The organism is Halorubrum aidingense JCM 13560 (genome assembly GCF_000336995.1).
Lineage (GTDB): Archaea > Halobacteriota > Halobacteria > Halobacteriales > Haloferacaceae > Halorubrum > Halorubrum aidingense.
This window is the reverse complement of the sequence record NZ_AOJI01000017.1, coordinates 20,027-34,639: the sequence shown is the minus strand read 5'-3', so window position 1 is coordinate 34,639 and position 14,613 is coordinate 20,027. Positions and strand designations below refer to the sequence as shown.

At 67.2% G+C, this 14,613-nt stretch carries 14 protein-coding genes; 11 read left to right on the top strand and 3 right to left on the bottom strand.

Going from position 1 to position 14,613, the window contains the following annotated elements; genetic code table 11:
- The first annotated feature begins 1 nt into the window (after position 1).
- From C461_RS03425 to C461_RS03405, 5 genes are all read left to right on the top strand, one after another.
- On the top strand, positions 2-949 hold the full coding sequence (locus C461_RS03425) for a branched-chain amino acid ABC transporter permease (RefSeq protein ID WP_007998695.1): 948 nt from the start codon (positions 2-4) through the stop codon (positions 947-949).
- On the top strand, positions 946-2,202 hold the full coding sequence (locus C461_RS03420; RefSeq protein ID WP_007998693.1) for a branched-chain amino acid ABC transporter permease: 1,257 nt from the start codon (positions 946-948) through the stop codon (positions 2,200-2,202). The genes C461_RS03425 and C461_RS03420 overlap by 4 nt, the downstream gene beginning before the upstream one ends.
- Positions 2,195-3,052, top strand: a complete 858-nt coding sequence (locus tag C461_RS03415) for an ABC transporter ATP-binding protein (protein WP_007998691.1) — start codon at positions 2,195-2,197, stop codon at positions 3,050-3,052. Before C461_RS03420 ends, C461_RS03415 begins: the two co-directional genes overlap by 8 nt.
- On the top strand, positions 3,049-3,831 hold the full coding sequence (locus C461_RS03410; protein ID WP_007998689.1) for an ABC transporter ATP-binding protein: 783 nt from the start codon (positions 3,049-3,051) through the stop codon (positions 3,829-3,831). Before C461_RS03415 ends, C461_RS03410 begins: the two co-directional genes overlap by 4 nt.
- A gap of 67 nt (positions 3,832-3,898) precedes the next feature.
- Positions 3,899-4,831 carry a DMT family transporter gene (locus C461_RS03405; RefSeq protein WP_007998686.1) on the top strand — a complete coding sequence of 311 codons (933 nt, stop codon included), beginning with the start codon at positions 3,899-3,901 and terminating at the stop codon, positions 4,829-4,831.
- Positions 4,832-4,901: 70 nt separating this feature from the next.
- Here C461_RS03405 and C461_RS03400 read toward each other — a convergent pair whose 3' ends face one another.
- Complete coding sequence (locus C461_RS03400; protein ID WP_007998685.1) at positions 4,902-5,699, bottom strand: RIO1 family regulatory kinase/ATPase domain-containing protein; 798 nt, start codon at positions 5,697-5,699, stop codon at positions 4,902-4,904.
- A gap of 123 nt (positions 5,700-5,822) precedes the next feature.
- Between C461_RS03400 and C461_RS03395 the strand changes: the two genes are divergently transcribed.
- The 3 genes from C461_RS03395 to C461_RS03385 all read left to right on the top strand — a co-directional run bounded on the left by C461_RS03395 (position 5,823) and on the right by C461_RS03385 (position 10,397).
- Positions 5,823-6,971 carry an acyl-CoA dehydrogenase family protein gene (locus tag C461_RS03395; RefSeq protein ID WP_007998683.1) on the top strand — a complete coding sequence of 383 codons (1,149 nt, stop codon included), beginning with the start codon at positions 5,823-5,825 and terminating at the stop codon, positions 6,969-6,971.
- 773 nt (positions 6,972-7,744) lie between these two features.
- Positions 7,745-8,356, top strand: coding sequence for a rod-determining factor RdfA (gene rdfA, locus C461_RS03390; protein WP_007998680.1), 612 nt, complete (start codon positions 7,745-7,747; stop codon positions 8,354-8,356).
- Positions 8,357-8,432: 76 nt separating this feature from the next.
- The gene (locus tag C461_RS03385) at positions 8,433-10,397 is read left to right on the top strand and encodes an archaea-specific SMC-related protein (RefSeq protein ID WP_049906263.1); all 1,965 of its coding nucleotides are present in this window, start codon (positions 8,433-8,435) and stop codon (positions 10,395-10,397) included.
- A 781-nt stretch (positions 10,398-11,178) separates the two neighbouring features.
- Here the strand turns inward: C461_RS03385 and C461_RS03380 are convergent.
- Complete coding sequence (locus C461_RS03380; RefSeq protein ID WP_007998677.1) at positions 11,179-11,766, bottom strand: hypothetical protein; 588 nt, start codon at positions 11,764-11,766, stop codon at positions 11,179-11,181.
- Positions 11,767-11,912: 146 nt separating this feature from the next.
- Here C461_RS03380 and C461_RS03375 point away from each other — a divergent pair, with 146 nt between their 5' ends.
- Together C461_RS03375 and C461_RS03370 are read left to right on the top strand one after the other, a co-directional pair.
- On the top strand, positions 11,913-12,440 hold the full coding sequence (locus C461_RS03375) for a halocyanin domain-containing protein (RefSeq protein WP_049906262.1): 528 nt from the start codon (positions 11,913-11,915) through the stop codon (positions 12,438-12,440).
- A gap of 67 nt (positions 12,441-12,507) precedes the next feature.
- Positions 12,508-13,461, top strand: a complete 954-nt coding sequence (locus tag C461_RS03370) for a VOC family protein (RefSeq protein ID WP_007998673.1) — start codon at positions 12,508-12,510, stop codon at positions 13,459-13,461.
- Between the two features lie 38 nt (positions 13,462-13,499).
- Here C461_RS03370 and C461_RS03365 read toward each other — a convergent pair whose 3' ends face one another.
- The gene (locus C461_RS03365; RefSeq protein WP_007998671.1) at positions 13,500-14,018 is read right to left on the bottom strand and encodes a hypothetical protein; all 519 of its coding nucleotides are present in this window, start codon (positions 14,016-14,018) and stop codon (positions 13,500-13,502) included.
- 202 nt (positions 14,019-14,220) lie between these two features.
- Between C461_RS03365 and C461_RS03360 the strand changes: the two genes are divergently transcribed.
- A complete protein-coding gene (locus C461_RS03360) occupies positions 14,221-14,496 on the top strand; it encodes a cytochrome C oxidase subunit IV family protein (protein WP_007998669.1) in 276 nt (91 codons plus the stop codon).
- Positions 14,497-14,613 lie beyond the last annotated feature (117 nt).

Here is a 14,613-nt window from a genome sequence, read left to right as displayed (position 1 = left end):
GATGACCGTCCTCGGATATCTGGCTAACGGGCTCGTATTCAGCAGCATCATCGTCCTCGGCAGTATCGGCCTGTCGCTCGTGTACAGCATCGCGGACTTCGCCAACTTCGCGCACGGCGATACGATGACCATCGGCGCGTACTCGGCGCTCGTGACGTTCGGCGCCGTCGGCGGGCTCGGCGGGGCGGTGTTGGGGCTGCCGTACGGGTTCTTCCTCGCGCTGATCGTCGGGATCGCGGTCGCCGCCGTGGTCGCGGTCGGCACCGAGAAGCTCATCTACGAGCCGCTCGACATCGATTCGATCGGTCTGTTGATCACGTCGATCGGGATCGCGTTCATCTACCGCGCGGTGATCCAGATCCGCTTTGGCGCCGACTTCACGCGCTTCGGCGTGGAGCCGCTCCGCCCGATCGAGTGGCTGATCCCGTACGGTATCCGGGTGACGCGTCACGACGTCGCGATCGTCGCGTCGGCGGCGGTTCTCGTCGTCGGGCTGCACGTGCTGTTGCAGTACACCGACCTCGGGCGGAAGATGCGCGCGATGGCCGACAACCCGGATCTCGCGCGGGTGAGCGGGATCCGGACGAAGCGCGTGAAGCTCTGGACGTGGGTCATCGGCGCCGGACTCGCCGGCGCGGGCGGCGTGTTTCTCGGGCTGTTCAACCAACTCTCGCCGCGGATGGGGTTCAACCTCCTGTTGGTGATCTTCGCCGCGGTGATCCTCGGCGGGATCGGCTCCGTCTACGGTGCGATGGCGGGCGGCTTCCTCATCGGCATGATAAACCAGTTGACACCGTTGCTCTCCCGTCTGGGTGAGGTGTTGCCGCTCGTCCCCGACGGCTTCGGAATCCCGATCGGTATCGAGTACGCGAACGCGATCGCGTTCGTGATCATGGTCGCGGTGCTGTTGGTCCGGCCGAACGGGATCGCCGGGGAGGGAGCGACATGAGCTTTCTCACCGATCCGAGGGGCACGCTAGGGGACCTGACCCGTCCCGAAGCCTGGGTGCTCGGCGTCAGCGTCGCCTTCCTGCTGCTCCTCTTCGTCGCACTGCTGGCCGGCGCGCTCGGCCCGACGTACTTCCTGTTCCTCGTCGGACTGGCGGGGATGTACGCGCTGTTGTCGTTCGGGCTGAACTCCCAGTGGGGGTTCACCGGGCTGATCAACTTCAGCGTCGCCGCCTTCTTCGGCGTCGGCGCGTACGGCGCGGCGCTGATGACCGCCGACAGCTCGCCGATCGCGGGCGGCTTCAACCCGCTCGTCGGGCTGATCGTCGGACTCTCCGTCGCGTTCGTGTTGGCGGTTCTGATCGGTATCCCCACGCTGCGCCTGCGCGCGGACTACCTCGCGATCGCGTCGCTGGGGCTCGCCGAGGTCGTCCGGCTGGTCGTCCTCAACGAGCGCTGGCTGACGAACGGGAGCGCGGGACTGCGGGGCATTCCCAGCTTCTTCGCGGGGTGGCCGGTGCTCTCGACGTTCCCGCAGGCGATGCCTGGGCTCCGGCTCGAAGTGGTTCCCGGGTCGCCGATCTTCCTCGAAGCGCCGTTCTGGCGCGCGAGCCTGAACGTCCTCTTGGTGCTCGGGTTCGCCGGGGCGACGTACTTCGTCCTGCGGCGCGCACACCGGTCGCCGTGGGGGCGGGTGCTCCGAACGATCCGCTCGGACGAGGACCTCGCGCGGGCGCTGGGGAAGAACACGTACTCGTTCAAGATGCAGTCGTTCGTCCTCGGGAGCCTGATCATGGCGCTGGCGGGCGTGTTCTACACGCACCTCAACCTCTACGTGGGTCCCGGCGACCTCGACCCGATCACGACGTTCTACGTGTGGGTCGCGGTGATCCTCGGCGGGAGCGGCTCCAACCGGGGGGCGCTGTTCGGCGGGATCGTCATCGTCACGATCCGCGAGGGCACCCGGTTCCTGAACGACTTCGCGGTGCCGATCGACCCGGCCCCGCTTCGCCTGCTGTTGATCGGTATCCTGATCGTCGTCGTGATGCGGTACCGGCCGCAGGGGATCCTCCCGCCGCAGCGGGAGCTCATCTGGCCGAGCGCCGTCGACGGCTCGGGCACTCCCGATCGTCCGGCGAGCGGCGTGCGCGAACGGAAGCGCAGCGACGACCTGGAGAACCGCAGCGAGAACGCCGAGAACCGCAGCGACGACCGCGACGGGAACGGACCGAACGGAGGCGACGACGATGAGTGATTCAGCGAACGCAACGACGGAACGGACGGAATCGGGCGAATCGGACGCGACGGGAGGCCCGCAGATCGGTGCGGTCGCGGGCAAAGACGACGCCGTCCTCCGCGTCGACGACCTCCAGAAATCGTTCGGCGGGCTCACCGCGACGGACCACGCGACCTTCGAGGTCGAGCGGGGGACGATCACGGGGCTCATCGGGCCGAACGGCGCCGGCAAGTCGACGATATTCAACCTGATCTCCGGGTTCTACGAACCCGACGGCGGCACCGTCACGGTGAACGGGACCGACGTGACCGGCATGGAGCCGTACGAGGTCGCCGAACACGGGCTCGTCCGGACGTTCCAGACCCCGCGGAAGCTAGAGGGGATGACCGTCCGCGAGGCGATGTTGGTCGGGCCGCGAAACCAGCCCGGCGAGTCGTTCTTGAATCTGTTCACGTCCCCGGGGACCGTCGGAGACAGCGAGTCGGCGAACCTCGCCGACGCCGAGCGGATACTGGCGGACTTCGAGATCGACCACCTCGCGACCCAGCCCGCCACCGACATCTCCGGTGGGCAAATGAAGCTCGTGGAGCTGGCGCGCGCGATGCTCGCCGAGCCGGAAGTGCTGCTGCTCGACGAGCCGGTGGCGGGGGTGAACCCGACGCTCGCGAAGAAGCTGAAGACGCAGATCCGTCGACTCAACGAACGGGGTACGACGTTCGTGCTGATCGAACACGACATGGAGTTCGTGATGGATCTCGCGGACCCGATCGTCGTCCTCGATCAGGGAAGCGTCCTCACCGAGGGAACGCCCGAGGCGGTCCGCAGCGACGACCGCGTCATCGACGCGTATCTCGGAGGTGGGGCATGAGCGACGACGCCACCGCCCCGACCGCCACCGTACGGGACGACGACACCACTCCGACCGACGCCGGCGACGCCGACGACGCGGTCCTTGCGCTGTCGGGCGTCGACAGCGGGTACGGCGAGGTGCAGGTGCTCGACGACCTCACGCTCCACCTCGATCCGGGGGAGATCGTCTGTCTCGTCGGTCCGAACGGCGCCGGCAAGTCGACCGTCCTCAAGACGGCGTTCGGCATGTTGACGCCGTGGACCGGGAGCGTCGAGTACCACGGCCGCGACATCGGCGGGATGGCGCCCGAAGAGATCGTCCGTGAGGGGATCGGCTACGTCCCCCAGACCGACAACGTGTTCGGGTCGCTGACGATAGAGGAGAACCTCCGGATGGGCGGGGTCGCCCGCGACGGCGGCCTCGACGAGGTTATCGAGACGCTGTACGACCGCTTCCCGATCATCGACGAGAAGCGGGGCGCGAAGGCGCGGACGCTCTCGGGCGGCCAGCGTCAAGTGTTGGCGTTCGCCCGAGCGCTCGTGATGGAGCCCGACGTGCTCCTCATCGACGAGCCGTCCGCGGGGCTCGCGCCCAACACCGCGGACGACGTGTTCGCGGACGTCCAGGAGGTCAACGACATGGACACGGCGATCCTGATGGTCGAGCAGAACGTGACGAAGGGGCTCGGCATCTCCGATCGCGGATACGTCCTCGATCAGGGCACCGTCAGGTTCGAGGGGACCCCCGAGGCGCTGTTGAACGACGAGGAGGTCTCACAGCTGTATCTCGGGGGGTGACGTCCCCCCGCGCCCGGAGACGCGGGCGCGCTTCCTGCTCTCGGTTTTACACTCCAACCGGCATCGCATGACCGACGCCATCGGACGGTACGCGTTCGCGATCGCACCCCTCGCAGCCGCGGCGCTGTGGGGCGGGATGTACGTCGTCAGCAAGTGGGGATTTACGCTGGTCCCGCCGGTGACGCTCGGCTTCCTCCGCGTCGCGCTCGGCGCGGGCGCGCTCTGGGTCGTCGTCGCCGGGCGCGGCGGACCGACGCCGACGCGCGCCGAGTGGCCGGCGTTCGCCGCGCTCGGCGGCTGGGTGACGCTGACGGTCGCGACCCAGTTCGTCGGCACGGAGCTGACGAACGCCAGCCAGGGATCGCTTCTGACCGTGATGACGCCCGTCTTCACGGTGTGTTTGGGCGCCGCGGTGCTCGGCGAGCGCGTCACGGCCGCGAAGGCGGGCGGGACGGCCGTCGCCGGAGTCGGGACCGCGGTCGTCCTCGCGGGCCAGTACGACCTGTCGTCGATCGCCGCCGGAAACCTCCTCGGCGTGGCGCTGCTGCTCGTCGCCAGCGTCGCGTGGGCCGGCTACACCGTCTGGGGGCTGCGCGCCGTCAGGCGCTACGGCGCGCTCCGCGCGGCGACCTACTCCTCGCTGGCGAGCGTCCCGATGCTCGGTGTCCTCGCCGCCGGAGAGCTGTGGTACCTCGGCCGCTCGCCGGCCGACATCCCGGTGACCGTCGAGTCGACGGTCGCCGTCGCGTACCTCGGCCTGGCGTCGACGGCGGCCGCCTGGTACCTCTGGTACAAGGGGCTGGAGTACGTGTCCGCGGGGACCGTCGCCGTCTTCTTTTTCGCACAGCCCGCGGTCGGGGCGGCGCTCGGCGCCGCGCTGCTCGGCGAGGCGCTCGGCCCGGGCTTCGTCGCCGGCGGCGCGCTGATGGCCGTCGGGATCTGGATGGTCAGCCGCGAGCGGGCGGGGCCGGAGGAGTCGTCTGACCCGACTGTGGAGTGATCGCTCCGAGCCCGCGCACCGAGCCCGCGAGGGCTGGATCGGGTGCGGTCGACGGCGCGCGGCCGGTCGCCTACGTCGCCCGTTTTTCCAATTCGCCCTTCAACCCGGCGGCGTCGAACTCGTGATCCGGGCGGATCGCGACGAAGTCGAGGAAGCGGCGCGCGGCGACCAGCTCGTCGGCCGAGTAGCTCGCCAGCGCGGCCTCGATCGTGACGCCGGCACCGACGAGCGGTTCGAGGGCCGCGAGCGCGCTCGCGAGGTCGTACGACCGCGCCGACGCGCGGCCGTCCTCGCTCACGTTCGTCGCGTCGATGACGTACAGGTCGCCGTCGCAGACGAGCACGTTCTCCGCGCGGAGGTCGCCGTGTGCGAGCCCGGCGTCGTGGACCGTCCGGAGGGTGGCGAAGAGCGTCGGGGCGAACGCCGCCACGTCTTCGCGGGGAAGCTCGTCGAGCGTCCGGAACTCGGGGAGGTACTCCAGCACGAGGACGCCGAGGTCGCCGACCTCCAGCGCCTCGATGGGCTCGGGCGCGTTGACGCCGAGCTCGCGAACCCGCTCGGTCGCCTCCAGCTCGTGGCGAGCCATCTCGAAGGGAGTTTCGTGGCGCTCGAAAAAGCCCTCCGTGCCGGCCGAGAGGGCGCCGAGGTTCCGACCGGTGGTGAACAGCGTGTGGACGAGCGTGTTCTGACGCGTGATCACCTTCACGAACAGGTCGTCGTCGATCACCATCGGCGTTGACAGCCAGTTGTCGGCGTCGAGGAAGCGGACCCGCATCGTCTCCCGGTCGTAGCGGTCCGCCAGCTCGCGGACGACCCGCTCGATGTCGGGCCAATCGACGCGACCGCGAACGAGCCGACGCAGTTCCATACCGGAATCGAACGCGGCGGTGACTGATAAGTGGACTCCTCGCGAGAGGGCGGCTACCGCCGGGGCAGAATATCCCTCACGGTCGTTCGCATCGTTTATGCCCGGGGGTCGCAATTCTTGCCCATGGACTTCGAGCTACCCGCCGAACACCGGATGATACGCGACACCGTCCGAGGCTTTTGCGAGGCGGAGATCCGGCCGATCGCCCAAGAGATCGAGGACGAACACCGATTCCCCGAAGAGATTTTCGCCGAGCTGCACGACCTCGACGTGATGGGCGTCCCGATCGGCGAGGAGTACGGCGGGCTCGGCGGCGACCAGCTCATGTACGCCCTCGTCACCGAGGAGCTGGGTCGCGTCTCCGGCGGGATCGGCCTCTCGTACGCCGCCCACACCTCCCTCGGGGCGAAGCCGATCGAACTGTTCGGCACCCCCGAGCAGAAAGAGGAGTGGCTCCGCCCGCTCGCCTCGGGCGGTGGGATCGGCGCGTGGGCGCTCACCGAACCGGGGAGCGGCTCCGACGCCTCCCACATGGACACGACCGCCGAGTTCGACGCCGACGCCGGCGAGTACGTGCTGAACGGTACCAAGCAGTTCATCACGAACGCGAACGTCGCCAACTCGGTGCTGGTGAAGGCGGTCACGGACCGCGAGGCGGGATACGACGGGATTTCGACGTTCATCGTCGACCCCGAGAACGACGACGGGTTCGAGATCACCACCGTCTGGGACAAGATGGGACTCAACAGCTCGCCGACCTGTGAGATCCAGCTCGACGACGTACGCCTTCCGGCGGATCGCCTGCTCGGAGACGAGGGCGACGGGTGGACACAGACGATGAAGACGCTCGACGGCGGACGGATCTCCATCGCGGCGCTCTCGGTCGGGCTCGCGCAGGGCGCCTACGAGGTCGCCAAAGAGTACGCCGGAGAGCGCGAGCAGTTCGGAAAGCCGATCGCGAAGTTCGACGCGATCCGCGACAAGATCGTCCACATGCACCGACAGACGGAGCGCGCCCGCCTGCTCACGCACAAGGCCGCGACGGCCTACGACGCCGGTGAGCCGGTCACCCGGGCGTCCGCGCTGGCGAAGCTCGACGCCAGCGAGGCGGCCCGGAAGGTCGCCGAAGAAGCCGTCCAGACGCTCGGCGGCTACGGCTACACCACCGACTTCGCGCCCCAGCGATTCTACCGCGACGCGAAGCTGATGGAGATCGGTGAAGGGACGAGCGAGATCCAACACGTCGTGCTCGGCCGCGAACTCGGCTTATAAAGGCGCTCGTCACGTGTCGAACGGATGCGGTGTGTCGCCGTCGCCGTTCGGGAACCGGTCACCGCTGTGACGCGCTCGGGAGACGACGGTTTTTGCGGCGATAGATCGAAGCCGACACACTATTCACCGATCTGTCAACTGTGTGGGATCGATCGGCGAGGGGTGAGGTGATGGCGGAATACGATACAGAAATGTATACTATACTGAAATATGATACATTGGGCCGATCGGGAGGCTGTGATCGTGACGATGCGCCCGCGACTGTGGGTCGCAACCGAGAGCGAGGGTGACGAGAACGACGACGGCGGAGAGGACCACGACGAGGGCGGCAGGGATCGGGATGCGAACGCGGTGGACGCGGTTCGCAACGCCCGCTCCGCCCTCGCCGTTCTCTTCGTCGCCATCATCACCGCTCCCCGTGGTCGCCCGTCGCCGCTACCCCTCGGGAGAACGGCTATTTATAAGCGAGCGAGACCGATACGGCCGCCACTACCGGGGTTGTCACTAACTCGATCGCCCGTAGACGACGATCGCCGTCGGTCGCCGTCGGTCGCCGTTGGTCGCCGTCGATCCCCATCAGTCGCCGTCGATCGTCGCCGACAACCTGGGTCGGCTTCTCAGCGTTTCTATATATAAATAAAAATATGATACTATTGTAGTACCAGAATTTTTATGCTTCTGTCACGCTGTGATACGCGGCCCGTCGATGTGTCGGCTGAAGACAGTCCCGTTACACCGCTAACTTTGTAACGGTGGAACGCATCGCTCCGACTATGACTACCACGTCGTCGCGGCCGAACAGCAAGGTCGCACGAGTGATCGAGGCGTACGATCTCACGGGTATGGGCGACCGACTGGAGCGCCAGTGGACCGGCGTCGACGGGGAGCGGACGAGCCTCCGCGACCTCGCCGACGCGTTCAATCGGCGCGTGCTGGAGGCGGCGATCGAATCGGCCGGACAGTCGACCGTCGAGAGCGACGTGGAAAGCGCGTACGCGACGCTGACCGGCGAAGAGACCGGGAGCGCGGACCGGGTCCGGAAGCGGCGCGAGCTGGAGCAGGCGGGCGTCGACATCGACGCGGTCCTCGACGACTTCGTCACCCATCAGGCGATCCACACGTACCTTACGAGCTACCGCGAGGCGGAGCTGCCGGACCGCTCGGCGAACCGCGTCGAACGGAAGGTCGAGACCCTCGAGCGCCTGCAAGGCCGCACCGCCGCGGTCACGGAGTCCACCGTCGAGACGCTCGTCGATGCGGGCGAACTCACCGACCACGACTACGAGCTACTGGTCGACGTGCGCGCGATCTGCGCCGACTGCGGCGCAGACTACGCGGTCGGAGATCTGCTCCGGACGGGCGGCTGCGACTGCGGCGACGAGTAGCGGTCTCGGTCGGTGTCCACCGGGAACCCCGAGAAGCGATACAATTATTGGTTTACTCGCGTGTTAACCACTTACTATGGAAACGACGGGCCTTTCGGCGTCAACAGTCACGGTGCGCGCGAGCAATATCGGCGGGATCGACGAGACGGAAGTCGACATCCCCCCAGGCGTAACCGTTCTCAGCGGCCGTAACGCGACCAACCGGACGTCGTTTCTACAGGCGATCATGGCCGGCCTCGGAAGCACCCGCCCGTCGCTGAAGGGCAACGCCGAGGAGGGGCGCGTGGAGTTGGAACTCGGCGGCGAGACGTACACGCGCACCTTGACGCGGCGCGGGGGGAGCGTCGCCTTCGGCGGTGACCCGTACCTCGCGGACCCGGAGATCGCCGACCTGTTCGCGTTCCTGCTGGAGGACAACGAGGCGCGACTCGCCGTCGCGCGAGGAGACGACCTCCGAGAGATCATCATGCGGCCGGTGGACACGGACCAGATCGAGGCGGACATCCGGGAGCTGGAAGCCGAGAAAGACGACGTCGACGAGCGCATCGCGTCGCTCGACACCCTCGAGTCGACGCTCCCGGAGCTGGAGGCGGAGCGAACGGAGATCGAATCGGACCTCGAAGCCGCTCGCGAGGACCTCGCGGACGCGCAGGCGGCTATCGACGACCTCGATGCCGACCTCGAGGAGAGCCGGTCTCGCAAGGAGGAGCTGGAGGCGGCGTTCCAAGCGGTCAGAGAGGCGCGCGCCGAGGTCGAGGATCTGACCTTCGAGCTCGAGACCGAGGAGTCGACGCTGGCCGAACTCCGGACGGAGCGCGACGAGTTGGCAGCGACGGTCGACGAGTTCGAACCGCTCGACGAGGACCCGGAGCGGATCGCCGGTCGTATCGAAGAGCTCCGCCAGCGGAAGCGGTCGATCGACGAGACGCTGAACGAGCTCGGGAGCGTTATCAGCTTCAACGAGGAGATGCTGGCGGGCGACGGACTCGACGTGACGTTCGGAGACGAGACGGGCGGGTCCGAGGCCTCCGCTGACGCCGGCTCCGACGCCGTCACCGACAAACTGCTCGGCGACGACCAGACCGTCTGTTGGACCTGCGGCTCGGAGGTCGATCGGAGTCGGATCGACGACACCGTCGCGAAGCTCCGGGACCTCCGCGCGGACACGCTCGAAGAGCGAAACGAGATTCGCGACCAGATCGACGACCTCACCGCCCGACGGTCGACGATCCAACAGCGGCGGCGAGAGCGCGAGCGCACCGAGCGCCGCCTCGACAGCGTGGAGTCGGACATCGAAGCGGTCGAAGCGCGGATCGAGACGCTCGAAGCCGACCTCGACGCCGCGGAGGACCGCGTCGCCGAGCGCGAGGCCGCGACGGAGGACGTCGGCGCCGGCGAGTACGACGACGTGATCGAACGCCACCGCGAGGCGAACGAACTGGAGCTGAAGGTGGACCGACTGGAGTCGGAGTTGGCGGACGTCGAGGACGAAATCGCCGAGACGGAGTCGAAACTCGACGAGCGCGAAACGCTCCGCGCGCGGCGCGAGACGATCGCCGACGACCTGACCGACCTCCGGACCCGCGTGGACCAGATCGAGGCGGACGCGGTGGAGGCGTTCAACGAACACATGGCGGCGGTGTTGGACGTGCTCGGGTACGACAACATCGACCGGATCTGGATCGAGCGCCGCGAGACGGAGGTCCGCGAGGGGCGCCGAAAGGTCTCGCAGACGCGCTTCGATCTGCACGTCGTCCGGTCGGGCGACGACGGGAGCGCGTACCGCGACACGGTCGACCACCTGTCCGAGAGCGAACGCGAGGTGACCGGCCTCGTGTTCGCGCTCGCCGGCTACCTCGTCCACGAGGTGCACGAGACGCTCCCGTTCATTCTCCTGGACTCGCTCGAAGCGATCGATTCCGACCGCATCGCCGCGTTGGTCGAGTACCTCCAGGAGTACGCGGGATACCTCGTCGTCGCGCTGCTGCCCGAGGACGCGGCCGCACTCGCCGAGGACCACGCCACCGTCGAGTCCATCTGAGGCGAGCGCGGGGCGCGCAGGGGCGTTCCGACCGACACGGGGGACGGAGTCAGCGTCGCATCCGTTCCCGAACACCGCCCGTGCGGTATCGATAGCGGGCACCGATCCGGCCGCCGGATCGGCGGTGCAATAAGTAGTACGAAAACTAGAACTTCTCGACTACTATTTATTATATTATAGTTATTCCAGTCCCGGACACGAGAGCGTATCGGCCACAGCTGACTCGGCCGCTCGCGACACGAGTTGACGGCGACTCCCTGCCCGATATCGGAATATCCGCGTTATTTGGCTTTCGCGGCGGATTTTGAACGCCACTGTCAGTCGCGACGGTCGATATCGATCGAACACCGCGTCGCACAGCACGCCGATAGCGTCTCGTTCGATATAACTGAGCGGACTAACTATTTGAGGCGGAAAAATCTCGATAGCAGACTAAAAATGCGCATACAGTAGATACTCATGCACCAAACTACTATACTACAGCTAATGCGTACAAGATCGCATCCGATCGCTCGCACGTAACGATATATAAAATATATACTATGAATTTCTATCTGATATTGTCTGGTTTCGGATGGATGGCGGCGTGCTGTCTGAACTCTGCTTCGGGCTACTCAGTTGAACAGAGCCCCTCAAACAGCGCCGCAGTCATCTCACGTCGGCCCCGATGACGCGGGAACGGCACGGGAACGGCACGGGATTGGCGCGAGAACGGCACAGGAACGGCGCGAAAACGGCACGAACACGACGCGAAGCCGCGCGAGGCGTACGGGTCGTTCGATCAGAACTCGACGAGGTCGTCGTCGACGCGGCGGAGGCTCTCGGCCAGCCGCGACTCCGCCGGAACTGCATTTAAAAAGGCCGTCGACCCGAACGGCGCGTCGCCGTTGACCGAGACCATACCGAGGTCGGCCGGGTCGCCGTCGAGTCCCGTGAGGAACGCGACCGTCCGAATCGCCGGCACGTCGTCGACCCGTCCCGCGGGGTCCACGGAGCCGTACAGCGAGCGGTGGGTCGCGACGTGGTACACGCAGGTCGGGGTCGGGGCGAAACACAACAGGAAGCGTGCGCCCGGCTCTGTCCGGCCAAGCTTCGGCCGGATCGCGTGCGTCGAGTCGGCGTGGAAGTAGCGCTCCATCCGCCGATACTGCCGGAGGACCTCGTTGGCTCCCGTCGCGCCGCGAACGGCCGCGTCGCCTTTGAGTTCGATGACGTGGTCGACTCGGTAGGGCGTTCGCAGCCGGACGTACACGTCGACGACGCCGCGGCGACCCTCCGCGTCGTACGGCTCCTCCAGCCGGACGTCGGCGTCCTCGTGGGCGGCGGCGTAGTGGTCGACGACTCGCGTCGCCAACTCGTCTTCCCGCATACGACGGAGAACGGTTGCGACAGCGAATAAAGTCGCCGGACCGCGGGGCGGTGCCCGGACGAACGCGGCAGGACTGCGGGCGGACGATTCCCACGACGCGCCGTTCGTCAAGGGGTTTGTAAGGCTCGGGCCCCTACTGAAGAGTGATGTCTCACAGACTATCCAGACGGCGGTATATCGCTGGAACTGGAGCCGCGTTGACGCTCGGAACGCTCGCCGGGTGCGCCGGCGGCGACGGCGGTGACGGCTCGAGCGACGACGGCGGCTCGGACGGAGACGGCGGCAGCGAACCCGGCCAGCCCGCCGACGACGTGCCGGACGAGATCGACGAGTACCTCGCCGACGCCAGCGGGTACGACGGCACGATCGCGGATTACACGGGCGAGGACGAGGTCACCGTCGCCGTCGGCGCGGGCGACGTCGGATTCGCGTTCGATCCGGCCGCGATCCGTATCGACGCCGGAACGACCGTCGTCTGGGAGTGGACCGGCGAGGGCGGCGCGCACAACGTCGAGTCCGCGGAGGGCTCCGCGTCGGAGTTCTCCAGCGGCGACCCCGTCGACAGCGACTCGGAGACGTTCGAGCAGACGTTCGACGCGGCCGGGATCGAGCTGTACCTCTGTTCGCCCCACGAGGCGAACGGGATGCTCGGCGGTATCGAAGTCCTCGAGTAACACCGCTGTCAGCCGGTTTCACCGGTGTTCGCGCGAGTACAAGTAGCCGCGAGGCGTAGCACGTGGCATGACGGCCGACCTCGACACGCCCGGTATCCACCACGTGACCGCCATCGCGAGCGACCCGACCGCGAACCACGCCTTCTACACCGAGACGCTCGGACTCCGCCTCGTGAAACGCAGCGTGAACCAGGACGACGTCGGCGTCTACCATTTGTTTTACGCCGACGACGCCGGCACCCCGGGGACCAGCGTGACGTTCTTTCCGTACGTCGGGGCGCGACCCGGCCGCGTCGGCGCCGGACAGGCCTCGACCGTGTCGTTCGCCATCCCCGTGGATTCGGTCGACTACTGGACCGATCGGCTGACCGATCGGGGCGTCGACGTCGAGCGGATCGAACGGTTCGGCGACGAGGTCGTCGCCTTCGCTGACCCGGACGGCCTCCCGCTCGAACTCGTCGCGCGCGAGGACGCGTCCGCCGGCGAGCCGCCCGCCGGTCCGGTGCCCGAAACGCACGCCGTCCGGGGGTTCTTCGCGGTCGAACTCGCGCTTCCAGACGCCGACGCGACGGTCGACCTGCTGGCGGCGATGGGGTACGAGGAGACGGACCGCGACGAGGCGGCGCACCGCCGTCGCTTCGAAACGGACGGAGACGTCGGCTACGTCGTGGACGTGGTGTCCGATCCCGAGACGCCGCAGGGAACCCCCGGTGCCGGAACGGTACACCACGTCGCGTACCGCGTTACCGACGCCGAACAGGAGGCCTGGCGCGAGCTCCTCCAGGCGCGCGGGCTTCGCCCGAGTCAGGTGATCGACCGCAAGTGGTTCCGGTCGGTGTACGCCCGGACCCCCGGTGGCGTCCTCTTCGAGTTCGCCACGGCGGAGCCCGGGTACGACGTCGACGAGCCGCGGTCCTCGCTGGGCGAGACACTGGTGCTACCGAAGTGGCTGGAAGGCCGACGGGCGGAGATCGAAGCCGGGCTTCCCTCCCTCGACACGGTGACGCCGACCGCGGAGTAGCCGAGCGGGGCACCGATCGGAACCGATCTCTCGTCTCGTCACCGCAGAGCGGCCCACCGCACGTCGACGACTTGGTCTCGCTCGCCGCTTATCGTCGGACGGTCGAGGTGGTCATTCGCGTCGACGCCGCGTTCCGCGAGGTGAGCGAGCGCCGCCTCCAGCGACCGATCGGATCGCTCGGCGGTCGCCTCTCGGACGTACGGGATGTCTCGGGGGGTATCGACGGTGTTGGAGATCTCGATCGCGTCGGTGAGGTCGCTCCCGAAGGCGTACGGCGGTTGGTGGAACTCCCAGCCGTCGACGGTGACGAGAAGCCACGTATCGCCGTGGACGGTGTGATACTCGCCGGTGACGCGCGACGGATCGGCCGCGACGATCCGGCTCAGAACCGCCGTTTTCGTCCGGTACAAGGCGTCTTTTCGCGCCGAGTTGACGTTGCTCTCGGTGACGTCGCCGCGCTCGTAGGCGGCCGTCGCCTCGTCGGCGAGCCGTTTGGCGGCCTTGTTGACGACGTACAGCGATTCGAGCAGATCGTCCGTCGGTTCAAGCGGGTCCACGGTTGGGTCCGGTCAGAGATGCGACCGTCGCGAAGTCGGTCGCTGACGCTGATAGGCGTTTCGGGGTGCGAGCGTCGATCTCGAGGCGGCTCCGCGACGACGTCTCACTGACCGGCGACGTCACACCGACGTCGTCGCGAGGCGCGATCCGGTTTCCCGGATGGTTAGTTCTTTAAGCACGCACGCGAACGTTCACTCAGCAATGTCGTCCGACTCCGTGAAACTATACTCGGCGATCTACATCGGGCTCCTGCTGGCGGCGGCGCTGAACTTCGTTCTCTTCGAGGTCGAACTGTTCGGCTTCACGTACCGCCAGGCGTTCGCCGGGACGATGGTCATCTCCGTGGTCAAGACCGGACTCATCGTCGCGTACTTCCAGCACCTCCGGTGGGAGAACCGCTCGCTAACCTACGTGATGGCGCTCGCGCTCGCGTTGACCATGCTGCTGATGGCCGCGGCGACCTACTCCATCTCGTAATCGACCCGTCTCCGTTCCGGTTCCTATCGAGACGGTTGACTTCCGTCCTGTGATCTCTCCTCTCGCTCCGTGGGCTCGCGTTTCGCCCCGCTCGCGCTGCGCGTAGCGCCATCCGCG